This window comes from Pseudacidobacterium ailaaui, assembly GCF_000688455.1.
Lineage (GTDB): Bacteria > Acidobacteriota > Terriglobia > Terriglobales > Acidobacteriaceae > Pseudacidobacterium > Pseudacidobacterium ailaaui.
Genome location: NZ_JIAL01000001.1, coordinates 2,454,514 through 2,476,994 on the forward strand (window position 1 = coordinate 2,454,514; position 22,481 = coordinate 2,476,994).

The following is a 22,481-nucleotide window of genomic DNA, read 5'->3' on the forward strand; positions in this document are numbered from 1 at the left end:
CGGATGCACTGCTTGTGTTGCAGTCCGGGTGATACGCCTGCCGGAAAGCGACGCAGATCCAGCAGGTAAAATCAAGGTATATGGATAGTTTACAGGGAAAGGCCGCGCTGGTCACGGGCGCGGCCCGGCGTATCGGGCGCACACTGGCCCTGACGCTGGCCCGTGCCGGGGCAGACGTCGCGATTACCTACCGCAGCTCGGAAGAAGAGGCCAGACGCACACTTGAGGACCTGCGTGCGCTGGGCGTGGCCACATTGGGGATACGCTGCGACGTGCGCAATCCTGCGGACGTGGAGGAGGCAGTGGCGGCCACGGCAAAGCATTTTGGTCGGCTGGACCTGCTGGTAAACAATGCCGGCACTTTTGAGACGGCCAGGCTGGAAGAAATCTCCGTGACCCAGTGGGACAGCATGTTTGAGACAAATACGCGCGGGCCCTTTCTGATGGCGAAGGCTGCGTATCCTCACTTGAAGGCAGTGCGTGGGAGGATCATCAACATTGGCTCTCTGGGAGGGCTGCACCCGTGGCCGACGCATGGGCACTATTGCACATCCAAGGCCGCCCTGCACATGCTGACACAGACCATGTCCAAGGCGTTTGCTCCGGAGATCAGCGTGAACTGCGTGGCCCCGGGAATGATTGTGAATGGAGAAGTGCCCGAGAACTACGAATACTTTGCGCAGAAGACGCCGATGAAACGCAATGGCAGACCTGAAGATGTGGCCGCGGCGGTGATGTTTTTTGCTACCGGACCGCACTTTATCACCGGACAGATTCTGGGGGTCGACGGGGGCCTAGGGCTGTAAAGTCTGGTACATCGGGCAGGACATCGTGTTCCGGCCAAGGCGGGCAGCGCAGATAATCAGAGTGTGGACCCGGTACGCAACACAGAGAGCATCGCAGAGTACCTGAACTACTTGCGCGTAGAAAAGGGGCTGCGTCCTCTGACCTGTGCGGCCTATGAGCGGGACCTGCTGCAGTTTGCCGAGTATCTGGAACGAGAAAACAAACGGCTGGTTGCGGCGGACCAGAGGGATGCGGCCGGATTTCTGGAACACCTGCGGCATCATGCTGTGGAGGCCCGCTCGATCGCAAGAAAACTTTCCTGCCTGCGCGGATATTATCAATGGCTGCTGCGAGACAAGCGCATTCCGAATGATCCTACGGTCAATCTGGAATCACCGGATGCATGGAAGGTGCTGCCGAAGTCACTGGCTGCGGCTGAGGTGAATGCGATGCTGGAGCAGGCGGCAACGGCTGCCGGACATCCGGAGGCGGACGCACTTTCCCTGCGGGACCGGGCCATCCTGGAGCTGTTATATGCGGGCGGTCTGCGGGTTTCTGAGCTGACCGGGCTGTGTGTTGCCGATCTGTCGCTGGAGGCCGGACGGGCGATGGTGAGGGGCAAGGGAGACAAGGAACGAATGGTACCGCTCGGTGTGCCGTGCATCCGGGCGGTCAAGGAATATCTGGAACGGGGACGTCCACTGCTGGCCCGCAAGGGTCGATATCATGAGGTCTTTCTTTCCGCGCGGGGCAGGCCGCTGTCACGCCAGTGGATCTGGCGGATGGTGAAGTCCCATGATGTGCACGCAAGTCCGCACAAGTTGCGGCACAGCTGCGCCACGCATATGGTCGAGCATGGCGCAGACCTGAGGACGGTGCAGACATTGCTGGGACATGCAGACATTGCGACGACGCAGGTGTATACGCATGTAGCGCTGGGGAGGCTTCAGGCGGTGGTCCGCCAGCACCATCCGCGGGGGCGCAGAGGCCCGGCCGCAGGGGCAGGAAGTCCTTTGGAATGAATGGGCGAGACCTTTTGGCATCTACCAGGAACGAGCTTTATGACAGAAGCGGATTTTGGTGTTCAACCGAAAAGGCTGGTTGGGCGGGAAGGCAAGCCGCAAGCAAAGGTGCTTGTGGAGGAGTTTCTGTCTGTTCTTGGCAACGAGCGCGGCACCTCTCCGCACACACTGCGGGCCTATGAACGAGAGCTGCGCGGATTCGCGGAGTACCTGTCCCGTGCGCAGGGGACGCAGGTGGAACTGGAAAGGATTGAACACCTGCAGGTCCGCGCCTACCTGGGAACACTCTATGCAAAGGGTTTGTCCAAAGCCTCAGTCGCGAGAGCACTGGCGGCCATCCGGTCCTGGTTCAAATGGCTGGCAAAGGCAGGGTATGTGCAACAGAACCCGGCAGCGCTGGTGGCGACCCCCAAGCTGCCCCGGCACCTGCCGCGTGTGCCCACGATCGAGGAGATGAACCGCGCTGTGGACGGCGTGAAGGAAGAGACCGCGGCGTGGCCTGCGCGCGACCGCGTCATTCTTGAGCTGCTCTATGGTTGTGGAATTCGCAATGCGGAGCTCGTCGGCCTGGATCTGGACGACATTCTTTGGACAAACGACGCCATTCTTGTACGCGGGAAAGGCCGTAAGGAGCGATATGTTCCGCTGGGAGACGGGGCAGCAGAGGCTTTGAGGGCGTATCTGCCAGAGCGGCAGCAGCGGTTGCAGGGCGCCGGAAAACACTCCCCGGCGCTGCTGCTGAATGCCAGGATTCGCGGCAACCCGCGGCTGACGACGCGCAGTGTAGGGCGCATCGTAAAAACGTTGGCAGTGGCCAGCGGACTGCCAGCGGAAGTCCATCCGCACACATTACGTCATGCTTTTGGGACGCATCTGCTGGAGGAGGGCGCAGACCTGCGCGCCATCCAGGAGCTGCTGGGACATGAGAGATTATCGACCACGCAGAGATACACACAACTGACGGCCAGACAGGTGGCTGAAGTGTATGATCGGACCCATCCCAGGGCGAAGTAGTCCCCTGGGTTCGGGCCTGGAAGCCCGTGCCTTGCTGAGCAGCGCTGTCCGCCAGACATTGTGAGGGTGAGATGTGAGGCCCTGGGGGCAAGGATCGACCTCGATTCACAATGCAAATTTTTGAGGAACTGGCAGGTCAAGGCCGGCGTAAAGGGATGTATGCAGGCCATCTTTGAAGACATTCGTTATGCACTGCGGCAGTTTCGCAAAGCGCCGGGATTCACCATCACAGCGGTTTTGACCCTGGCGCTCGGGATTGGTGCCAATACGGCGATCTTCAGCGTGGTATATGCCGTGCTGATGCACCCTTCCGGGGTGGATGCGCCGGAGCGCGTGGCTGTGATGCGGACAAAATATGCGGCCCTGGGCATGGATTTTCCCGTCGTCTCCGTGCCTGATTTTGCCGATGCGGCTTCATTGAAAGAGCAAGTGGAAGCGGCGGCATTGGAACGCGGCAGTAGCTACAACATTGTCCACGACGGAAGAACGGAACACCTGGACGGGTCGCAAGTGACGTGGCAGTGGTTCAACGTTTTTGGGGCAAGGCCGATCCTGGGACGGACATTTTCTCCCGAAGAGGACAGGGCCGATGCGAATTATGTCGCCGTCCTGAGCTATGGTGCATGGCAGAAACTGTTTGGCGGTGCGCGCAACGTCATCGGGCAAACGATCATACTCAACGAGAAGTCTTATCGCGTCATTGGCGTAATGCGCAGCGACTTCGACTGGCCCCGAGGCAATGAATTGTGGACGCCCATGGGGCTTGATCCCAAAGAATACGACCTGAGCAACCGTTTTAATGAAGGCTCGACGGCCTTTGTGCGTCTGCGACCGGGAGTAACACTGTCGGCGTTCAATGCCGGGCTGGCAGCGAAATCGCGCGATGAATATCGGCGGGAGGGGGCCAACAGCTTTGCAAAAAGGTCACAATGGGGCATGTCCTCAACTCCGCTGACGGAATTTGCCGCCGGGCCTTTGCGCAAACCGCTTTATGTGCTGCTGGGAGTGGTGGCGTTCGTATTGCTTATCGCCTCAGCAAATGTTGCTGGACTTTTTCTGGCGCGGGCCTCAGCGCGAAGTCGGGAGTTTGTGGTGCGGACTGCGCTGGGCGCCAGCGCATGGAGACTGGTCCGCCAACTGCTGGCTGAGACTGTACTGCTTTCCGGCGGTGCTGTGTTGCTTGGTGTTCTCCTGGGGCCGGTATTCGGACGCATGTTGCTGTGGATGGTCCCGCGGGGCCTTGGGGAAGGTTATGCCGTAAAGATGTCCAGCGAAGTGCTTGCGTTTACGGCAGGGGTGGGCCTTCTGACTGCACTGATCGCAGGCATAGGACCGGCGGCGAAGATTGTCCGCTCGCAGAAAAAGCTTGATTTGCATGAGGGAGGACGGAGTGTAACGGCCTCGATTGATAAGCAGCGGCTGCGCAGTGCGTTTGTGATTGGTGAAGTCGCCATGGCCTTTGTACTACTGGCCGGCGCAGGGCTTTTCCTGGCCAGCCTGCGGCAGCTGCAACAGGTCCATCCCGGGTTTGATCCGCATGGTGTGCTGATGGGCACGGTATATCTCTCAGGAGAATCCTATAAAGAAAACCGGGAGCGGCAAGGGAATTTTGTGAATTCCGTGCTGCAATTCATGGAAGGCCAGCCGGGAGTGAAATCCGCAGCCGCCGCAACCTTTGTGCCTTTCAGCAATCAGGATGCGGCCAGCTCCTTTACCATTGAAGGTCGCATAACGGGACCGAATGATCCGGGACCGCACAGCCAACTGAACTATGTGACAGCAGACTATCTGAAGGTCATGCAGATTCCATTGCTGGCCGGACGGTGGATCCGTGATGAAGACCGCGCGGATACGCAAACGGTGGTCGTGATTGACCAGAAGCTGGCGAAGAAATACTGGCCGAATGAGAACCCCATTGGGCAGCATCTGCGGTCCAGCCGTCGGGATGCATGGGCCGAGGTGGTGGGGGTGGTGGCTGAGGTGAAACCTGACTCACTCGAAGAGGACACCAGCGATGGCATCCGGTATTACTCCTACCAGCAGGGAACTCCGGGGCAGGCCACTTTTGTTGTGCGAACGAACGGTGATCCCTATTCGCTGGCGTCCGCGCTCCATCGCGCCGTTGCTGCGGCGGATTCTTCCCAGGCGGTGTTTGATATCAGCTCTCTGGAATCGCGCGTGCAGGCTTCGCTGGCATCGCGACGATTGATTGTGTGGCTGTTGACGGCCTTTGCCGGACTGGCGCTTCTGCTTGCGCTGATTGGAATCTATGGACTCATCAGCTATGTGACGCTGCAGCGTACGAATGAAATCGGTATCCGCATGGCGTTGGGCGCACAGCGAGCGCAGGTGGTTGGGCTTGTTCTGAAGGACGCGCTGCGCTGGGTGACAGCAGGACTGGTGGTAGGGATGGGACTAGCGCTGGTTGCAGTTTCCGTCCTGAGACATGCTTTTGCCGGGTTTGGGGAAGGCATGGCCGTGTCGTTTGCCGTATCTCTTACCGCACTGCTGGTTGCTGGTGCGGCCGCCGGGCTACTTCCGGCGCGCCGGGCCGCGTCCATTGACCCGGCGAAAACGTTGAGGAACGAATAGGGAAAGGGCCTACCGGGTGTGGACGCCGGCAAGATAGACTGTCTTTCCATTGGTCACGGTCCGAAGCACCCGGGTTTTCAGAATTTCCGGCGGGGGGACGGTCGTCACATCCCGATCCAGTACGACAAAGTCCGCAAGAAAACCAGGGGCCAACCGTCCCTTTTTCTGCTCCATGAATTCCGCGTAGGCTGAACCCTGCGTGTAGGCGTAGATGGCCTGCCAGATCGTGATCTTCTGCTCGGGGTGAAAGTCCATCGTTCCGGCTTCATTCATTCGAGTGATCGAGGCATAGAGTCCGCGGAATGGCGTGATGGGTTCGACCGGGTAATCGGTGCCGAAGGCGAGGGGAACGCCTGCATCCAGGAACGACTTCCAGGCATAAGCGTATTTCGATCGTTCGGGGCCCAGACGCTGTTCAGCCCAGTTCATGTCTGTGAGCAGATGGTTGGGCTGCATGGAGGCAATGACGCCGAGCTGGCGGTAACGGGCAAAGTCGGCGGGGTCGACCACCTGCGAATGTTCAATGCGGTTGCGCTGCCCAGCCAGGGTGGCGCGAAGGACCTTGTGCGTACCGACGCGCAGGGACGTCATGTTGGCCCGTAAGGGGCCTGCGTTCTGTGCTGCGGCGAAGGCATCCAGCGCCATGCTCACGGCGCGATCACCGATGGCATGAAAGCCCATCTGAAAGCCGGCCTGCGCGCGCTCGGCAGTCATCTGATTGAGTTTCTGCTGGTCATAGCGGGGGATCCCGGAGTTGCCTGGATCATCGCTGTAGGGGGCCTTGAGCGCAGCCGTGCGCGAACCGAGTGATCCATCCATAAAACCCTTGAGCATGGTTGTATGCAGCATAGGGTCATCCTGGGGATGGGAAGACTGGTACTGCTTCAACTCCTCCACGGAGAGATTGAAGGGCATCCATTCGCTGATGCGGACGGGCAGCTTGCCCTCGCGCTCCAGCTGCTCGTAGATGAGGAAATCCTCGCGGTCCGAGAAGTCCTGCACGGACGTGACGCCGTGCTCGACTGCATCGGCAAGGGCAAGCTCGATGCCGCGTCTGCGCAGAGCCAGGTCGGGCGGAGGAATGTACTTCTCCACCAGCGATTGTGCTGTTTCGCGGAGGATGCCGGTGGCGTCGCCGCTGGCATCGCGGTCGATCTTTCCGCCTGGGGGGTCGGAAGTGTTCCGGGTGATTCCGGCAGCGGCCAGCGCTGCGGAGTTGGCGACGGCGATGTGTCCATCCACGCGGACGAGAAAGGCCGGATGGTCCCCGGTAACGGAATCCAGGTCACTTTTAGACGGCAATTTTTTCGTGGGCCAGAGGGTATGGTCCCATCCACCTCCAGTCAGCCATGCTCCCGAGGAGCTGGATTTCGCGGCCATCTGGATGCGCTGCTGCATTTCGGCGAGGGAACGGACCCCGGTCAGGTCCACGGAAAGCTTAATGCGTCCCGCATCGCCCAGATGGGCGTGGGCATCATTGAACCCGGGCATGACAAAGGCGCCATGCAGATCCACTACCTGGGTAGCGGGGCTTTTCCAGGGCTGGATGTCCGTCTCGCCTCCGGCAGCGACAATGATGCCGTTGCGGATGGCCAGCGCTGAGACCCGCTGCGGGCGGCCAGATTCGAGGTCCACGCCGGTGAGAATGTTGCCATGCAGGTAGATGGCGTCAGCGGGCTTCGTCGTCTGCGCTCCGGCAACCGAGGCAAGGGTGGCAAGGAAAATTGCAAATCTCTTCACGCAAGGGAGTCTATCAAAGCGCGGAGGCGAAGACTCACGCTTGCAGAATGTTCAGGAAGCGGTTGGGCGACAGCTGCGCTCCTGGAAAGACGAGGTCCAGTTTTGTTGCCCCGATGGTGCGGTAAGCGGCTTCGCCGAGGACCTGCCGGAAGTCAGTGGTGATAGCAAGGTCGCGGCCCTCGTAGAGCTGTTCTTGCTTCATTCCTGGCCATTTGCCATAGACGCGGCCGCCTTGGACCGGGCCTCCCAGAACAAACATGACGTTGGCGTGGCCGTGGTCTGTGCCGCCGGTACCGTTCTGATGGACGGTGCGTCCGAACTCTGACATGGTGACGAGGACGATGTTTTCCGCCTCATTTCCCATGTCTGTCCAGAAGGCGGCGAGGCCTTCGCTGAATTCCCTGAGGCGGTTGGCCAATTGTCCGTTGACGCTGCCCTGGTTCTGGTGGGTGTCCCATCCGCCGATGTCGGCAAAGGCGGCTTCGACGCCGAGGTTGGCCTTGAGGAGCTGGGCCATCTGGCGCAGGCTGGACCCAAAGGGGCCGTTGGGGTAGTTGGCCCCGGGGGCAGGCGTGTATCGGGCAGGGTCCGCGGCCTTGAGCATTTTTACGGCCTCGAAGGTCTCCGTTCCGGTACCGTGAAGCACTGCATTGACGCTCTCGTCGTACATGCTTTCAAAAGAGGCGGCCACGGGGGCCGAGGCGGGGTCCGGACTGCCGACGGTGAAATCACGCAGATTGCTGAGGGCGACCGCGGGGATTTTGCCTTGCAGGGTACGAGGCAGCTGTGGTCCGAGGGCCACAGCGCGGAAGGCAGAGTCTCGGCCGGAATGGGGCGGCCCGGCCTGAAGAGCGCGGTTGAGCCAGCCATCGGGCGTGGACTTGAGACCGGGGGTACCGCTTTCCATAAAGTCCTGCGCATCAAAGTGCGAGCGTGTTGGGTCCGGGGAGCCACAGGCATGGACGATGGCCAGATGCCGCTGGTCCCAAAGAGGCTTGAGGGGCTGAAGGGCCGGATGCAGCCCGAAGAAGCCGTCGAGGTCCAGAACCTGATTGGGCGGAATGGCGATGGAAGGACGGAGTCGATAATATTCGCTTTCGCGGTGGGGGACAACGATGTTGAGGCCGTCGGCGGCGCCACGCTGGAAAATGACGACAAGCTTTTTACCCTGGGACCGGGCCGAGGCGAGCTCGCCGAAGACGGTGCGAGTGAGAAACGCGGGAACAGCGGAGGCGCCAACGACGGCCATCGCTCCATTCTTCATGAATATCCGCCGGGTGATTGGCATAGGGACGGCTCCTGAGGAAATCTGCCTCTCTGTACATGCAGACTCAGGGTGGGGCAGGAAGTTGCGGTGGGGCGGGGAAAAATCCGGCCAGAGGCGAGAGAAAAGCCACGATCAAGGTCATCGGAAATTCATACAAATCGCCTGTATTGATGCGGTCGTTCCTGATATTCTGAAGTGGCTATGCCTACCAAACAGGAACTTCTGAAAGACCCCATCCAGCACATCGACATCAAGAAATACAACGTGGTGGAGCTGGTGGAGGCCATGAAGCACATGGCCTACAGCTCCCGTGACCTCTACCGGGCAGCTTCGATTTATGAGCGCATGCTGCGCGACAAGGAGTGCGGGGTGATCCTGTGCCTGGCCGGGTCGCTGATTTCGGCCGGTCTGAAGCAGATCTTCATTGACCTGATTCGCAACAACATGGTGGATGCTGTTGTTTCCACGGGTGCGAACATCGTGGACCAGGACTTCTTTGAGGCACTGGGTTTTCGGCACTGGATCGCGGACGACATTCTGAAGCAGGGCACCGAAGACGCCATGCTGCGGGAGCTGATGATTGACCGCATCTACGATACGCTGATTGACGAAGAAGAGCTGCGGATTTGCGACGAGACCACCGAGAAGATTGCCAATGCGCTTGATCCGCGGCCTTACAGCTCCCGGGAGTTTATCCGTGCGATGGGGGCATATCTGGAGCAGGAGGGCAAGACGCCGGAAAAAGGCGGCGTGGATTCGATTGTTTACGCTGCGTACCAGAAAGATGTGCCGATTTTCTGCCCGGCGTTCAGTGACTGCTCGGCGGGGTTCGGCCTGGTGGCGCACCAGCATGCACGCCAGGACAAGCCGAAGGTATCCATTGATTCTGCGAAAGACTTTTACGAGCTGACACAGTTGAAGATTGCCAATCCAACAACAGGCCTGCTGATGATTGGCGGCGGTGTACCGAAGAATTTTGCGCAGGACATTGTGGTTGCTGCCGACATTCTTGGTAATGAAGCGCCGATGCACAAGTACGCCATTCAGATTACGGTGGCCGATGTGCGCGATGGAGCGCTGTCCTCCAGCACGTTGAAAGAGGCCAGCTCCTGGGGCAAGGTCGATACAACTTATGAGCAGATGGTCTATAGCGAAGCCACTCTGGCCCTGCCTTTGATTACGGGCTATGCCTATCACAAGAAGGCGTTTGAGGGCCGCCAGGAGCGCCGCTGGGCGCGTCTGCTGGAGCCGGTGACCGCCTGATCCGGCCAAGGCAGGAATGCGGAAAGCATCAAAAATGGAGGCCATCAAAAGGCCTCCGTTTTTTGTTGGTCGGCCCAATTTTCCTCAGAGAAGACCTGTTCAAGGCGGATTTTCCGGGACTATAATGCCCTTGATTCATTCAAAAAACACAGGATTTCTTTTCCCCTGATGGAGTAAACGATGATGCTGGTTGTTGCTCTCATCGCCGGAGTCTATCTGGCCTGCTTTCTTTGGTTCCGCTCGCTGTGCAAGTCTGCCTTACGGTTCCACCACTTTCCCATGCATCAGGGCCGGGTGTCGAACCTGGTCCCTTTTGAGCGGGGTCTGGAGATACGTTCCCGAAGTCAGAACGCATGATGTTCCTCCTCAACGATGACCGGCTGGGAAGATGAACCGGAAGCGCTGTTTACGGCTTCGGCTTCGGCCCGAATCTGCAAGACGGACAGCCAGTTGTCCCGGCGAGGGTGTTCTGAGATCCACGGCGGCAAGGGCATACAGAGATAGCTGCTTAGTGCCTGGGCGTGGCCCTCGTACATCTGGCGCAACTGCTGTAATCGCTGTTGGGAACGGGGATCGCGACAAAGGCGCATTCCGGACTGGCATAGCTGGTCGTAGAGCATATGAAACTGCTCTTCGGTGAGCCGGTTCGGGAGGTTGGCAACGGTTTTCAGGGAAAAAATCTGTGCAAGGTCAGCCAGAGCATGACGGGCCATGGCAAAGGTAAGTTGTGCCTGGCGGGCGGGGCGCTCCTGTACCCCGGCGATGAGCAGGGCACAGGTGTCCAGGACGGCGGTGAGGGCACTGAGCCAGCTCTGGTGTGTGTGCTGCGAACGGAAATAGCAAAGCAGCGGGTATGAGATGTGGCTTTCCAAAAGCTCGGCGGACCAGCGCTCCCATTCTTCGAGGAGCAGTGTGAGCGCGGCATCGCCGCCAACAAAAGAGTGTCTGCGCAGAAGTTCCGCTGCAGTGGGAGGGGATCCTGCGCGTGCGTCTAACAACGAAATACTGACTTCGCGGCGCGAAAAGGCGCTGTAGAGAACAGGGAAATACCCGATGACCATGGCGACGAAGCCGAGGCCCATGCCGGCTTCCAGAATGACCAGGTCGCGGATGAGGTAGCTGTGTGGTACCACGTCGCCGAGGCCGAGGGTGAAGAGGGTCGTTCCGCTGACGTAAAGGTCCGAGCGAAGCCCGACGGGCCGCCCGAGAGGGTCAAGGAAAGGCGAGCTGAGGCCGTAAAAGATGAGGGCGAAGCCGAGCACCAGCGCCGCGGCCCAGATAATGATCAACAGCACAAGCGAAAGCGGACCGTAAAAGCTGAGCATAGTTTCGCGCTTGCGTTCGTTGCTGACGCGGCAGGCAAGCCATGCCCAGGGCCTCCAGGTAATAGCGTAGAAGAGGTGGGTGATGCGGAAGCGGCCGGTGGCGCGTCGGGGAAGAATGACGGTCTGGAAGGCATCCAGCAGCGCCAGCATGAGACAGGCGACTCCGGCAATCAGGCTGAACAGGGGCATTGGATTTCTTCCAGTGGAGTTAGGGGAACATGGAAACGCGAGTGCGTCAATCGCTGGCCAATAAGATTTCCTGCCGCCGCGATTTTACATCACGCATCGGAGGCTGGCCGAAGAAGCGGCAATATTCGCGGCTGAACTGGCTGGGACTCTCGTAGCCAACCTCAAAGGCGGCGCGGGTGGCGTCCAGGCCATCGTGCAACATGCGTTCGCGCGCCATGTGGAGGCGCAGCTGCTTCTGGTATTGCAGAGGACTCATACCGGTGAGTGAACGGAAATGATGGTGGAAGGTGGAGACGCCCATCTGGGCGAGGGCAGCAAGCTCCTCGACGCGGAGGGGCCGGGCATAATTCTCAAGCAGCCATGCGATGGCCCGGGCGGCCCGGTTGCTCTGCTCGCCCAGTGTGGCGATGGCGCGCAGGTGTCTTCCCTGCGGACTGCGCAGCAAATGATAGATGATTTCGCGCTGCAGCAGGTGGCTAAGGAAAGGGACGTCCTCCGGGGTGTCCAGCAGGCCGACCAGGCGGCAGCATGCATCCAGCAGCGCTGGGGACGCGACACCAATGGCCATGCCTAGTGCTTCAGAAGGCGATGGGGGCGCGGGAAGTTCGGCCTCATGCAGCACCCGGCGGACTTCGGGCAGGTCCAACTTCCACAGCAGGCTGAGGAGCGGCTTCTGCGGGGTGGCTTCGAGGACCTGACTGACAACGGGCAGGTCCACCGAAGTAAGCAGAAATGAAGACCCATCACAGAGATAGGAGGTCTTGCCGATGTTGACGCGCTTTTTTCCCTGTACAAAGAGGACCAAGCCAGGCTTGTAAGCGGCCGTGGTGCAGGCGCTGGGCATGCTGCGGCGGTAAAGTGCCAGACCGGGTATGGCGGTAAGGTTCTCGCCCTCCTGCGGAGTGCGCGCAGCGATGCGCCGAACCAAGTCAGAGTGCAGGGCGGAGGTCTGCTGCCTCAGGTCTTTACTGGAATGGGGTTGGCTAAACACGGGCCTCCACTTTCAGGGTAACTCCAAACCTGGGCCGGAAGTGCATAAAAATCCAGAGTTCAAGAGAAATAGGCAAGAAATCGGCAGAATCAGGATATTCTCCGGCGGCCGCTTTCGTCTCTAATCCGGTAGAGAGCAACTACACAAGACTTTCTCTCTGAGGAGTGTGACATGTACAAGGCCAAGGCCTATGCGGCCAAGAGCGAGACCTCTCCGCTTGCGGCGACGACGATCCCGCGACGCGAACCGACGGAGCAGGATGTGCAGATTGAAATTCTGTATTGTGGCATTTGCCACTCAGACCTGCATCAGGTGCGGAATGAGTGGAAAGAGGTCATGCCCACGGTCTATCCCTGTGTGCCGGGGCACGAGATTGTTGGGCGGGTCACGAAAGTGGGTGCAGGTGTGACGAAGTTCCAGCCTGGGGACCTGGCCGCGGTCGGCTGCATGGTGGATTCTGACGGGACGTGTCCGGAGTGCAAGGCCGGACTGGAGCAGTTCTGCGCAAACATGACCCTGACCTATAACTTTCCGGACAAGCATCTGGGAGGCGTGACCTATGGCGGATATTCGGACAGCATCGTTGTTGATGAGCGATTTGTACTGAAGGTGCCGGGGAACCTGGACCTTGCCGGGACGGCACCGCTGCTGTGCGCCGGCATTACGACCTATTCGCCCATGCGGCATTGGGGAGTGACGAAGGGAAAGAAGGTAGGCGTTGTTGGACTGGGAGGTCTGGGGCACATGGCAGTGAAGTTTGCGCATGCGCTGGGTGCGCACACTGTGGTCTTTACGACTTCGCCCGGTAAGAAAGAAGACGCACTACGGCTGGGTGCAGATGAAGTGGTCATCTCGCGCAACGCAGATGAGATGAAAAAGCATGTTGGCAGCTTCGATTTCATTCTGGATGCGGTGTCAGCCGAGCACGACATCAACGCCTACCTGCAACTGCTGCGAAGGGACGGAAACCTGACGATGGTCGGTGCGCCGGAAAAGCCGCTGCCAGTCAGTGTCTTTGGTCTTATCTTTGGACGGCGCAGCCTTTCGGGTTCTCCCATTGGCGGGATTGCGGAGACCCAGGAGATGCTGGACTTCTGCGGGCAGCACAACCTTACGGCGGACGTAGAAGTGATTCCGATCCAGAAAGTGAACGAGGCCTATGAGCGCCTGCTGAAGTCGGATGTGAAGTACCGCTTTTCGATTGATATGGCTTCACTCAAGGCTGAATAAAGGCAGAAGGAGATCCATGCCCCATGTAACCGTGAAGTTGTGGCCTGGTAAATCGGAGCAACAGAAGAAGCGCCTTTCCGACGAGATTGTGAAGGATGTGATGTCCATCCTGGACTATCCCGAGGAGTCGGTTTCCATTGCGATCGAAGAAGTTGGACCAAAGGAATGGACGAAAAGCGTGTACGAACCGGAGATCCAGGCCAAGTGGGACAAACTCTATCACCAGCCGGGGTATAAGCCATCGGGTGATGAATCGAGGCAAATTGGAATGAGCAGCATGACGCAGAAAACCTGGTCGAAGGACGAGTTGCGCAAGATTGCCCATACGGATGATCTGCACATTTCGCCCTTTCGCGAAGACGGCAAAACCTATGGCACGCCTACATGGATCTGGTCTGTCGTTGTAGACGATGGTCTTTACGTTCGGGCCTATAACGGAAAGCACTCACGCTGGTACCAGGCAGCGATGCGACAGAAGGCAGGCCGAATTACCGCTGGCGGCATCACGAAAGAAGTGTCCTTTGAGCCGGTCGAGGGGGCCATCAACGACCGCATCGATGATGCTTATCGCGCGAAGTACAAAAGTAGTCCGTACCTGGGGCCGATGATAAGCGCCAAAACGCGTGCAGCAACGGTAAAAATCGTGCCCCGCGAGCCCAACGCATCAGCGTTCTAGCATCTACAGGCGGACATGGGAACCAGGCATTCAAGCTGGTGAGAAAGGAAAGGGAATCGGAATGGAGATCAAGAGAGCAGGCTCGCAGGCATCGGCCAAAGGCCCATCCGATTGGTTTACAGGTGCGGTGCGAATGGATCCACTGTTCGCCGCGCCTGCGCCTGCGCGTGACCTTTGAGCCGGGAGCGCGGACGGCCTGGCACACACATCCGCTGGGACAGACGCTTCTGGTGACGGCGGGTGTGGGATGGACGCAGCGCGAAGGAGGCCCGGTAGAGGAAATCCGGCCGGGTGACGTGGTGTGGTTTGCGCCGGGGGAAAAGCGTTGGCACGGCGCAACAGCAACGACAGGGATGACGCACATTGCCATACAGGAAAGTCTGGACGGCAAGGTTGTGGAGTGGACGGAACAGGTGAGCGAGGAGCAATACAAGGGATCAATCTACAAGAGGTGAGAGATGGAAAAACGCAGATTAGGAAAGAGCGGCCTTGAGGTTTCTGCTCTTGGTCTGGGCTGTATGGGAATGAGCTTCAGCTATGGGCCACCGAAGGACAAGCAGGAGATGATCTCGCTGCTACGTGCAGCCTTTGACCGGGGTGTTACGTTTTTCGATACGGCAGAGGTGTATGGACCCTATCTGAATGAAGAACTGTTGGGTGAGGCGCTGGCTCCGGTGCGCGGGCAGGTGGTGATTGCAACGAAGTTCGGTTTTCAGCTCAAGCCGGACGGCAGTCCGGGATGGCTCGGGCTGAACAGCAGGCCAGAACACATCCGGCAAGCCGTGGAAGGCTCGCTGCGGCGACTGAGGACGGACGTGATTGATCTTTACTATCAGCACCGCGTGGACCCGGACGTGCCCATCGAAGAGGTTGCCGGAGCGGTGAAGGAGCTTATCCAGCAGGGCAAAGTCAAGCATTTTGGATTATCTGAAGCGGGAGCACAGACCATCCGCAGGGCCCATGCGGTGCAGCCGGTTGCGGCGCTGCAAAGTGAGTACTCCTTGTGGTGGCGGCGGCCGGAAGAGGAGATCCTGCCTTTGCTTGGGGAGCTGGGAATCGGATTTGTTCCTTATAGTCCGCTGGGCAAAGGCTTTCTGACGGGGGCCATTCAGCAAGATACGCAGTTTGACAAGTCAGACTTCCGCAGCACACTGCCGCGCTTTACTCCGGAGGCACTCAAGGCGAACCACGCCCTGGTGGATCTGCTCGGACAGATTGCACAGAAAATGAAGGCGACGCCGGCACAGATTGCCCTGGCCTGGCTGCTGGCACAGAAGCCTTGGGTGGTGCCCATTCCAGGTACGACGAAACTCGCGCGGCTGGAAGAGAACCTGGGCGCAATCCATGTGGAGCTGTCTGAGGAAGATGTGCGGCAGATCGGCGATGCAGCCGCCAAGGTGCCGGTGCTGGGCAACCGTTATCCGGAGCACATTGAACAGATGACATACCGGTAAGCATGGACATGGGCGGCCAGAAGATGCAAGGGGCCTTTCTCGTCTACACTCGTAGCATGAGTGAGATGGGCCGCCTGCTCATGGGGCTGGGACTTCTTTTGCTCGTTGTTGGCGGGGCCATGCTTTTGCTGGGCAAGAGCGGGCTTCCGCTGGGACGACTGCCCGGAGACATTTCTTACCGCGGGAAAAATTTCTCATTCTATTTTCCGCTGGCTACTTCCATCTTGTTGAGTCTTGTGCTTTCAGCCCTTTTCTACCTGTTCTCGCGCTTCCGGCGGTAGACTAAGAAATTGTGAGTCAGGCAGGACAACTGGGCTTTACCTTTGAGCCAGTACGGGAGCCGGCGAGGCATGTCTGGAAGGTATCCGAACTGGTTGGTGAGGTGTGCGCGCACCTTGAGCGCCAGTATGCCGATGTCTGGATTGAGGGCGAAATTTCAAACCTAAGGGCTGCTTCTTCCGGCCATATTTACTTCACCCTAAAGGATGATGAGGCACAGCTTGGAGTTGTGCTTTTTCGCAGACAGGCCTCTCTTCTGCGCTTCCGGCCGGAAGATGGTTTGCAAGTGCTGGTCCGCGGCCGTGTTTCAGTTTATGCGCAGCGCGGACAGATGCAGATGGTTGTAGAATTCCTGGAGCCGGTGGGGGCCGGATCGCTCCAGATCGCATTTGAACAGCTCAAGGCAAAGCTGCAACAGGAAGGGCTTTTCGATCCGGCCCGCAAGAGACCTCTGCCGGCTTATCCACGCTGTGTGGGCATTGTTACTTCACCGAGCGGAGCAGTCATTCAGGACTTTCTGAACATCGTCAACCGCCGTCACGCTGCACTTGATGTGCTGCTCTATCCGGCGCTGGTACAGGGCGGGTCTGCTGCGCAGGAGATTGCATCGGGAATTGAGTATTTCAACCAAACGCGCAATGTGGATGTCATTGTGATTGCACGCGGAGGCGGATCGCTCGAAGACCTTGCTCCATTTAATGCAGAGGGGTTGGCCCGGGTGATCGCGGCTTCAGAGATTCCGGTCGTTTCTGCAGTGGGACATGAGACAGACTTTACGATCGCGGACTTTGTGGCGGACCTCCGTGCGCCGACGCCGTCTGCTGCTGCTGAGTTGATCACCTCTGCGCTGCACAGGGTGGAAGAGCATGTTGCAGCGCTGGCTCTGCGTCTAGACCGTGCCTGTCGTTACCGCCTGCTCCATGCGCGCGACCGGCTGGCGCGGTTGCATGCCGAAGTGGTGTTTGCGCGTCTGCGCGAGGGATTTGGCCGCCGCCAGCAGCACATCGATGAGCTGCGCTTCCGCATGGACGCAGCGATGGGGGGCGCCTTCCGTAGAGCAGCACTGCGTCTGCATGAGGTTTTATCGCGTCTGCAGCGGCAGGATGCGACCCATAAGATGCAATTCTGGAGGGAGCGCCTCGGTGCTTTGGAATCCCGGCTGGCACATGCACTCCAGTACCGAGTGCGTCAGGGAACAGCCAGACTGGATGCAGTCGTGAGGCAATTGAGTGCGCTGTCTCCTCTGGCGGTTTTGCAGCGAGGCTATGCCCTGGTTTTTGACGAAGGTGGAACGCTGATAAGACAAGCGGCCCAATTCAGTGCTGGAGAACAGATGACGGTGCGGCTGGCCGATGGAAGTGTGGAGGGCCGCGTGACAAGAATTCTTCCGGAAAGAACATCGAGGCAATGAGGAAACTTTTTGGTACGGACGGCATCCGCGGTGTGGCGGGAGAGGCGCCGCTTGATGCAAAAACAATTTTTGCAGTTGGAGTTGCGCTGGCGCATCAGGTAAAGGCGCGAAACAGCCATCCTCGCGTCCTGCTGGGTATGGATACACGTGAATCCAGCGCCTGGATTGCTGGTGTGCTGCATGCGGGACTGAAGCAGGGTGGTGCTGAAACAGAAAATGCAGGCGTCATTACGACGCCTGCGGTCGCGTATCTTGCCCGGAAGTACGGCTTTGATGCAGGCATCGTCATCTCAGCTTCCCATAATCCCTGGCAGGACAACGGCATCAAGGTCTTTGGCGGGGATGGTTACAAGCTGCCCGATGAAACAGAACTGCGAATCGAAGAGGAGATCTTCCGGCAGCTTGAAAGTGTTTCCGCGCCGGACAGGTCTGCGACCTCTGCTCCTCTGCCGGAGGAGAAATTTCGCAGAGACTATGAGCAGTTTCTGCTCTCTGTTGTCCCTGGTCTGGACCTCGCAGGGATGAAGCTGGTGCTGGACTGTGCGAACGGGGCGGCCTCGGTGATTGCTCCGGAGCTTTTTGTGCGACTGGGCGGGCAGGTCCACTTTACGCATGTTGCGCCGGATGGCCGGAACATCAATGCCGAATGCGGGGCCCTGCATCCAGAGATTGTTGCTGCGGAAACGAAGTCTGCACAGGCCGACATGGGAGCGACCTTTGACGGGGATGCGGACCGGGCCTTGTTTGCTGACTCCCGAGGGAATGTTGTCAACGGAGACGCGGTGCTTCTGCTGGCGGCCCGCGACATGCAGGCGCGAGGGCTGCTTAAGGGCAATGTGGTCGTGGCAACAACCATGTCCAATATGGGACTGGAGGCCGCGCTCCGCCGTAGCGGCATCCGCATGTTGCGCGCGCCGGTGGGCGACAAATATGTACTGGAGCGTATGCAGCAGGAGGGTGCTTCTCTTGGCGGGGAGCAGTCAGGGCACATTCTCTTTCCACACCTGGCGACGACAGGCGACGGGCTGATGACTGCACTGGTGGTGCTGGACATTGTGCGGCGGGCAGGCAAGCCGCTGCACGAGCTGGTAGCCGACCTGAAGGTGTTTCCGCAGGTGATTGTGAATGTGCGGGTAAAGGAGAAACGGCCGCTCGAACAAATTGCAACCGTGACAGATACGATTCGCGAGGCCGAGTCGAGCCTGGCCGAAAATGGCCGTGTGGTGGTGCGCTATTCAGGGACGGAGGCCCTGGCCCGCGTGATGGTTGAGGCCGAATCGGAAGACAAGATGCGGTACCATGCAGAGCGGATCGCGGTCGCTATTCGGGAAGCGCTGGGGGCATGAAGAGCAGAGGATGGCGGTTTATGCCGGCGCCGCCGTCACGCTCCGATATACGGGCGCAAAGCCAAGCTTTCGCGCCACGCCCAGAATCCTGTCAAAATCAAGGCTGATGGTGGCACCTGCCTTCTGCGTGACCTCATCTTCGATGGGAAGGTCGAAATCATCGGCGCCATAGAGAAGACCTTCCAGCGCGCGTTCGTTCTGCGTCAGGACAGAGGTCCGGATGCGGGGAATGTTGTCCAGATAGATGCGGCAAAGGGCAAGATGGCGCAGGTATTCTGCGGTGCTGACTTCAATGCCGCCAAGCTGCGTGAAGTAGGGTTTGTAGGTCCAGCAAAGAAAGCTGGCAAGGCCGCCGGTTTCATCCTGGAAGCGGCGTGTACGGTCCAGATGGTCCAGCCGCTCGTCCAGCGTTTCATCAAAACCGATGACCATGGTGGCAGTTGTTTTCAGTCCGGCCTGGATGATGGCGCGCTGCGCTTCAAAGTATTCAGCCACGGTGTATTTGAATTTGCTGTGGCGGCGGCGGAAGTCTTCGGTCAGGATCTCGGAACCGCCGCCGGTAATCCAGCGGACCCCTGCGGCTTTGAAGCGCAGTGCGGCGGTAGAGTAGTCGAGTCTGGCATGGTCGGCGAGATACATGAATTCAGCGATGGTCAGCGCATAAAACTCCAGGCGGTCTCCGTAACGTGCACGGATGGCGGCGAAGAGGTCGCAGTAGTAGTCGAGCGGCAGATGCGGATTGAATCCGCCATTGAAGGCAGCAAGGTCGCCGCCAAGGGCCAGCAGCTCATCCAGTTTGGCAAAGACCTGTTCCTGCGAGAGGACATAGCCGGCCTGATCCCCGGGCAGGCGATAGAAGGCGCAGTAGTCACACTGGGCCACGCACACGTTTGTATAGTTGATGATGCGCATCACCATATAGGTACAGGAGCCGGGAGCATGGTAGCGTGACCGGACAGCAGCGGCCAGCTTGCACAGGTCCGCATCGCTGGCATGGTGCCAGAGCCAGCGCGCCTCATCGGTGGAAATGCGCATCCCGGTGTGGACCTTCTGCTGGATCTCCTCAAATGTTGCGGTGGATGGGCTCACGAGGTTATTTTACCTGTGCAGCGTAATCGCTTGATTGGCTCATCCTATTCTTGACGAGGGCAAGGTACTTTCCATGCGCAACATCCTACGAAGTGTTGTGGCCGCTTTCACCGTGATGGCGGCCATCACCTGTTTTGCTGAGAAGGCCCCGGTGGTGAAAACGGACAAGGGCAAAGTGAAGGGATATCTCAGCACTGATGGCAAGGTCCGTGTGTTCAAAGGGATCCCCTACGCTGCGCCTCCGGTGGGAAAGCTGCGTTGGCGGCCTCCGCAGGCCGCTGCAAAATGGCATGGAACGCTGGATGCGACAAATTTTGGCCACCACTGTATGCAGCCTGCTGTTTTTCAGGACATGATTTTTCGTGATCCTGGCCCGAGCGAGGACTGCCTGAATCTGAACGTGTGGACCCCGACAACAGACAAACATGCAAAGTTACCGGTGATGGTCTGGATTTATGGCGGAGGTTTCTATGCCGGGGCCGCCTCCGAGGCGCGGCAGGACGGGGAAAACCTGGCGCACCGGGGTGTGGTCATTGTTTCCATGAATTACCGGTTAAACATCTTCGGATTTCTGGTCCATCCGGAGCTGACGGCCGAGTCTCCGCAACACGCCTCGGGAAACTACGGCCTGATGGACCAGGCTGCTGCCATCCAGTGGGTGCGGCGGAACATTCGAAACTTTGGCGGCGATCCGGACAATATCACAATTTTTGGAGAGTCGGCGGGGTCCTTCTCCGTGAGCGCACAGATGGCCTCGCCTTTAGCAAAAGATCTGATTCATCGCGCCATTGGAGAAAGTGGCGCGGCATTCAGTCAGCGGGAGCCCTTCCCGATGCGAGAGCAGAGGGAGAAGGAAGATGTGGAGAAGCTGGAGGAGGTATTCGGCACATCGAAGCTGAGCGATTTGCGGGCGATGGGCGCAGATGAGCTGCTTAAGGCAGTCACCCCGCAGCCGGGGCATCCGCCGGCGCGCTTCTGGCCGGACATTGACGGCTATTTCCTGCCGGCACAGGTCGACTCCATCTACGCCGAAGGCAAGCAGGCACATGTTCCTTTGCTGGCAGGATGGAACCGGGACGAAGGCAATATCCCGCAGAAGAGTATCACGATGGCCGAATACCGCAAGTTTGCTGAGAAAGAGTTTGGTCCGGATGCAGAGAAGTTTTTGTCTGCCTATGCAGCAAATGATGAAACAGAGGCCATCCGCGCACTGCGCGACTATGCCGGGGACCGCTTCCTGGTATATGCCACCTGGCGATGGATTGAAGCTCAGGTGGCCACCGGCGGCCAGCCCGTCTATCGCTACCATTTTGAGCTTCCTTCGCCGGGAGACAAATTTCACCCGGCAGGCACAGCCTTTCATTCCGATGATATCGAGTACGTCTTTGGGACGCTCGATTCGCGAAAGGAAATGGCGGTGCGTCCGGAGGACAGGGCCTTGTCAGAGCTGATGCAGAGCTACTGGACGAACTTTGCCAAGACGGGAGACCCCAATGGTCCTGGTCTTCCGCAATGGCCCCAGTACAACGCGGCCACCGGATGGCAGGTGATGCATTTGAATGCTCAATCCGAAGCGCGTCCGGACAAGACTCGAACACGATATCAATTTTTGAACGAAGTATGGAGCAGGCCCGCGGCACAGTGAGTCAGAAATGAGAGCAGACCTGCTTTGTGTGCCTGTCCGGGGCAGGAGGAGCGGGCGCAGACTGGATGCTACTCTTCTTCCATGTCCCGCTCGGTGCGTGCGCATCTATTGCTGATTGCTGTTGTTTTTGTCTGGGGCGCGACGTTTGTCGTCATCAAAAACGCGCTCCAGGACATTTCTCCTTTGCTGTTTAACCTCATCCGGATGGCCCTGGCCTTTGTGTGCATGGCCGTGGCTTACCGGCGTCAATGGAAGGACCTGACCTGGCGCGCTCTTGGGTATGGGGCCATGGCCGGTTTCTGCCTGGCCCTGGGGTATCAGTTTCAAACGGCAGGCCTGCGTCTTACCTCGCCCTCAAAATCGGCCTTTCTTACCGGGTTGACTGTGGTCATGGTCCCGCTGTTGTGTTCTGTACCGTTTTTGCGCCCGACAACCTCGCCTGCACCCCGCTGGAATGCGTATGTGGGAGCAATGCTGGCCTTTGCAGGAATTGTCCTGCTAACGACGCCAGCGCATGTCTACGCAGGACTGGGGGCGATGAATGCAGGCGATCTTCTGACGCTGGGATGTGCCCTGGGGTTTGCATTGCATGTACTGGCCCTGGCCCATGCTGTGCCACACGTTGCCTTTACGCAGCTGGCACTGCTGCAAGTTGGGTTTTGTACGTTGTTTATGGCCATGACCGGGCCCTGGCTGGAGCATTTCTGGGTGCACTGGACCTTGCGTGTGCTGCTTGCTCTGGTGGTGGCGGCCTTGCTGGCAACGGCTGCCGCTTTCACAGTCCAGTCCTATGCGCAACAATATCTGCCGCCGACGCATACGGCATTGATTCTGGCGCTGGAGCCTGTTTTTGCCTGGGCCACGTCGTTTCTTTTGCTGCATGAAAGGCTTGGCCGGAGGGCGTCTGCCGGGGCCATTCTCGTGCTGGCTGGCATCGCGCTGACGGAAATGGTTTCGTCTGCCGGGGTAGCCACGGCGCATGAAATAGCATCTACGGGGAAAGAGGGGCCATAGATGACCCGATGTTCTGATTTTCTTCAGTCTGGCAGTGACATCCGGGCCGGATTTGGCGTCTAACAGCATGAGAAGAGAAAGTGAACCCTGCCCTTTCGCACGCCATCTGCTTCATTTCCCTCGGTATACTGAAGTATTGGACGGCGGC

18 protein-coding genes and 1 pseudogene are annotated in these 22,481 nt (G+C 58.9%); 14 read left to right on the forward strand and 5 right to left on the reverse strand.

The window, feature by feature from the left end; genetic code table 11:
- Nucleotides 1-80: 80 nt before the first annotated feature.
- The 4 genes from N655_RS0110890 (at nucleotide 81) to N655_RS0110905 (ending at nucleotide 5,414) form a co-directional block, all read left to right on the forward strand.
- Nucleotides 81-806, forward strand: coding sequence for an SDR family NAD(P)-dependent oxidoreductase (locus tag N655_RS0110890; protein WP_026443021.1), 726 nt, complete (start codon nucleotides 81-83; stop codon nucleotides 804-806).
- A gap of 63 nt (nucleotides 807-869) precedes the next feature.
- Complete coding sequence (locus tag N655_RS0110895) at nucleotides 870-1,808, forward strand: site-specific tyrosine recombinase (protein ID WP_026443022.1); 939 nt, start codon at nucleotides 870-872, stop codon at nucleotides 1,806-1,808.
- A gap of 39 nt (nucleotides 1,809-1,847) precedes the next feature.
- Nucleotides 1,848-2,822, forward strand: a complete 975-nt coding sequence (locus N655_RS0110900; protein WP_081823813.1) for a tyrosine recombinase — start codon at nucleotides 1,848-1,850, stop codon at nucleotides 2,820-2,822.
- A 159-nt stretch (nucleotides 2,823-2,981) separates the two neighbouring features.
- A complete protein-coding gene (locus tag N655_RS0110905) occupies nucleotides 2,982-5,414 on the forward strand; it encodes an ABC transporter permease (RefSeq protein WP_238324681.1) in 2,433 nt (810 codons plus the stop codon).
- Between the two features lie 9 nt (nucleotides 5,415-5,423).
- Here the strand turns inward: N655_RS0110905 and N655_RS0110910 are convergent, their stop codons facing one another.
- Both N655_RS0110910 and N655_RS0110915 read right to left on the reverse strand, forming a co-directional pair.
- Entirely contained in the window at nucleotides 5,424-7,154 is a 1,731-nt protein-coding gene (locus N655_RS0110910; protein WP_049961380.1) for an amidohydrolase, read from the reverse strand.
- A 34-nt stretch (nucleotides 7,155-7,188) separates the two neighbouring features.
- Complete coding sequence (locus N655_RS0110915; RefSeq protein ID WP_044934481.1) at nucleotides 7,189-8,442, reverse strand: DUF1501 domain-containing protein; 1,254 nt, start codon at nucleotides 8,440-8,442, stop codon at nucleotides 7,189-7,191.
- Nucleotides 8,443-8,622: 180 nt separating this feature from the next.
- Here N655_RS0110915 and N655_RS0110920 point away from each other — a divergent pair, with 180 nt between their 5' ends.
- The gene (locus N655_RS0110920) at nucleotides 8,623-9,684 is read left to right on the forward strand and encodes a 1,9-bis(guanidino)-5-aza-nonane synthase (RefSeq protein WP_026443027.1); all 1,062 of its coding nucleotides are present in this window, start codon (nucleotides 8,623-8,625) and stop codon (nucleotides 9,682-9,684) included.
- A gap of 344 nt (nucleotides 9,685-10,028) precedes the next feature.
- On the opposite strand, the gene N655_RS18470 is transcribed toward N655_RS0110920, so the two are convergent.
- Nucleotides 10,029-11,198 carry a potassium channel family protein gene (locus N655_RS18470; RefSeq protein ID WP_044934484.1) on the reverse strand — a complete coding sequence of 390 codons (1,170 nt, stop codon included), beginning with the start codon at nucleotides 11,196-11,198 and terminating at the stop codon, nucleotides 10,029-10,031.
- Nucleotides 11,199-11,244: 46 nt separating this feature from the next.
- Nucleotides 11,245-12,189, reverse strand: coding sequence for an AraC family transcriptional regulator (locus N655_RS0110935; protein WP_026443028.1), 945 nt, complete (start codon nucleotides 12,187-12,189; stop codon nucleotides 11,245-11,247).
- A gap of 171 nt (nucleotides 12,190-12,360) precedes the next feature.
- On the opposite strand from N655_RS0110935, the gene N655_RS0110945 reads away from it, so the two are divergent.
- The 7 genes and pseudogenes from N655_RS0110945 (at nucleotide 12,361) to glmM (ending at nucleotide 18,585) form a co-directional block, all read left to right on the forward strand.
- On the forward strand, nucleotides 12,361-13,419 hold the full coding sequence (locus tag N655_RS0110945; RefSeq protein WP_026443029.1) for an NAD(P)-dependent alcohol dehydrogenase: 1,059 nt from the start codon (nucleotides 12,361-12,363) through the stop codon (nucleotides 13,417-13,419).
- A 16-nt stretch (nucleotides 13,420-13,435) separates the two neighbouring features.
- Nucleotides 13,436-14,095: a DUF2255 family protein gene (locus tag N655_RS20325; RefSeq protein WP_081823678.1), complete on the forward strand. Its 660-nt coding sequence runs from the start codon at nucleotides 13,436-13,438 to the stop codon at nucleotides 14,093-14,095.
- Between the two features lie 61 nt (nucleotides 14,096-14,156).
- A pseudogene (locus tag N655_RS18475) lies at nucleotides 14,157-14,550 on the forward strand ((R)-mandelonitrile lyase).
- 3 nt (nucleotides 14,551-14,553) lie between these two features.
- Nucleotides 14,554-15,549 (forward strand): aldo/keto reductase, encoded by a 996-nt coding sequence (locus N655_RS0110960; protein WP_026443031.1) that lies wholly within the window; start codon nucleotides 14,554-14,556, stop codon nucleotides 15,547-15,549.
- Nucleotides 15,550-15,557: 8 nt separating this feature from the next.
- Nucleotides 15,558-15,830, forward strand: a complete 273-nt coding sequence (locus N655_RS0110965) for a DUF2905 domain-containing protein (RefSeq protein ID WP_238324682.1) — start codon at nucleotides 15,558-15,560, stop codon at nucleotides 15,828-15,830.
- A gap of 11 nt (nucleotides 15,831-15,841) precedes the next feature.
- On the forward strand, nucleotides 15,842-17,239 hold the full coding sequence (xseA, locus tag N655_RS0110970; RefSeq protein ID WP_049961381.1) for an exodeoxyribonuclease VII large subunit: 1,398 nt from the start codon (nucleotides 15,842-15,844) through the stop codon (nucleotides 17,237-17,239).
- Nucleotides 17,236-18,585: a phosphoglucosamine mutase gene (glmM, locus tag N655_RS0110975; RefSeq protein WP_026443034.1), complete on the forward strand. Its 1,350-nt coding sequence runs from the start codon at nucleotides 17,236-17,238 to the stop codon at nucleotides 18,583-18,585. The genes xseA and glmM overlap by 4 nt, the downstream gene beginning before the upstream one ends.
- A gap of 18 nt (nucleotides 18,586-18,603) precedes the next feature.
- Here glmM and N655_RS0110980 read toward each other — a convergent pair whose 3' ends face one another.
- On the reverse strand, nucleotides 18,604-19,674 hold the full coding sequence (locus N655_RS0110980; RefSeq protein ID WP_026443035.1) for a radical SAM protein: 1,071 nt from the start codon (nucleotides 19,672-19,674) through the stop codon (nucleotides 18,604-18,606).
- Nucleotides 19,675-19,747: 73 nt separating this feature from the next.
- Here N655_RS0110980 and N655_RS0110985 point away from each other — a divergent pair, with 73 nt between their 5' ends.
- The gene (locus N655_RS0110985; protein ID WP_026443036.1) at nucleotides 19,748-21,319 is read left to right on the forward strand and encodes a carboxylesterase/lipase family protein; all 1,572 of its coding nucleotides are present in this window, start codon (nucleotides 19,748-19,750) and stop codon (nucleotides 21,317-21,319) included.
- 81 nt (nucleotides 21,320-21,400) lie between these two features.
- Nucleotides 21,401-22,333, forward strand: a complete 933-nt coding sequence (locus N655_RS18480; RefSeq protein ID WP_044934490.1) for a DMT family transporter — start codon at nucleotides 21,401-21,403, stop codon at nucleotides 22,331-22,333.
- Nucleotides 22,334-22,481: the final 148 nt, after the last annotated feature.

What these genes read in the sequence shown, in the direction of transcription:
- N655_RS0110945 (WP_026443029.1), top strand. Translation starts at nt 12,361, where the DNA reads ATGTACAAGGCCAAGGCCTATGCGGCCAAGAGCGAGACCTCTCCGCTT.
- N655_RS0110915 (WP_044934481.1), bottom strand. Translation starts at nt 8,442, where the DNA reads ATGCCAATCACCCGGCGGATATTCATGAAGAATGGAGCGATGGCCGTC.
- N655_RS18470 (WP_044934484.1), bottom strand. Translation starts at nt 11,198, where the DNA reads ATGCCCCTGTTCAGCCTGATTGCCGGAGTCGCCTGTCTCATGCTGGCG.
- N655_RS0110890 (WP_026443021.1), top strand. Translation starts at nt 81, where the DNA reads ATGGATAGTTTACAGGGAAAGGCCGCGCTGGTCACGGGCGCGGCCCGG.
- N655_RS20325 (WP_081823678.1), top strand. Translation starts at nt 13,436, where the DNA reads ATGCCCCATGTAACCGTGAAGTTGTGGCCTGGTAAATCGGAGCAACAG.
- N655_RS0110905 (WP_238324681.1), top strand. Translation starts at nt 2,982, where the DNA reads ATGCAGGCCATCTTTGAAGACATTCGTTATGCACTGCGGCAGTTTCGC.
- glmM (WP_026443034.1), top strand. Translation starts at nt 17,236, where the DNA reads ATGAGGAAACTTTTTGGTACGGACGGCATCCGCGGTGTGGCGGGAGAG.
- N655_RS0110900 (WP_081823813.1), top strand. Translation starts at nt 1,848, where the DNA reads ATGACAGAAGCGGATTTTGGTGTTCAACCGAAAAGGCTGGTTGGGCGG.
- N655_RS0110960 (WP_026443031.1), top strand. Translation starts at nt 14,554, where the DNA reads ATGGAAAAACGCAGATTAGGAAAGAGCGGCCTTGAGGTTTCTGCTCTT.
- N655_RS0110965 (WP_238324682.1), top strand. Translation starts at nt 15,558, where the DNA reads ATGGGCGGCCAGAAGATGCAAGGGGCCTTTCTCGTCTACACTCGTAGC.
- N655_RS0110985 (WP_026443036.1), top strand. Translation starts at nt 19,748, where the DNA reads ATGCGCAACATCCTACGAAGTGTTGTGGCCGCTTTCACCGTGATGGCG.
- N655_RS0110920 (WP_026443027.1), top strand. Translation starts at nt 8,623, where the DNA reads ATGCCTACCAAACAGGAACTTCTGAAAGACCCCATCCAGCACATCGAC.
- N655_RS18480 (WP_044934490.1), top strand. Translation starts at nt 21,401, where the DNA reads ATGTCCCGCTCGGTGCGTGCGCATCTATTGCTGATTGCTGTTGTTTTT.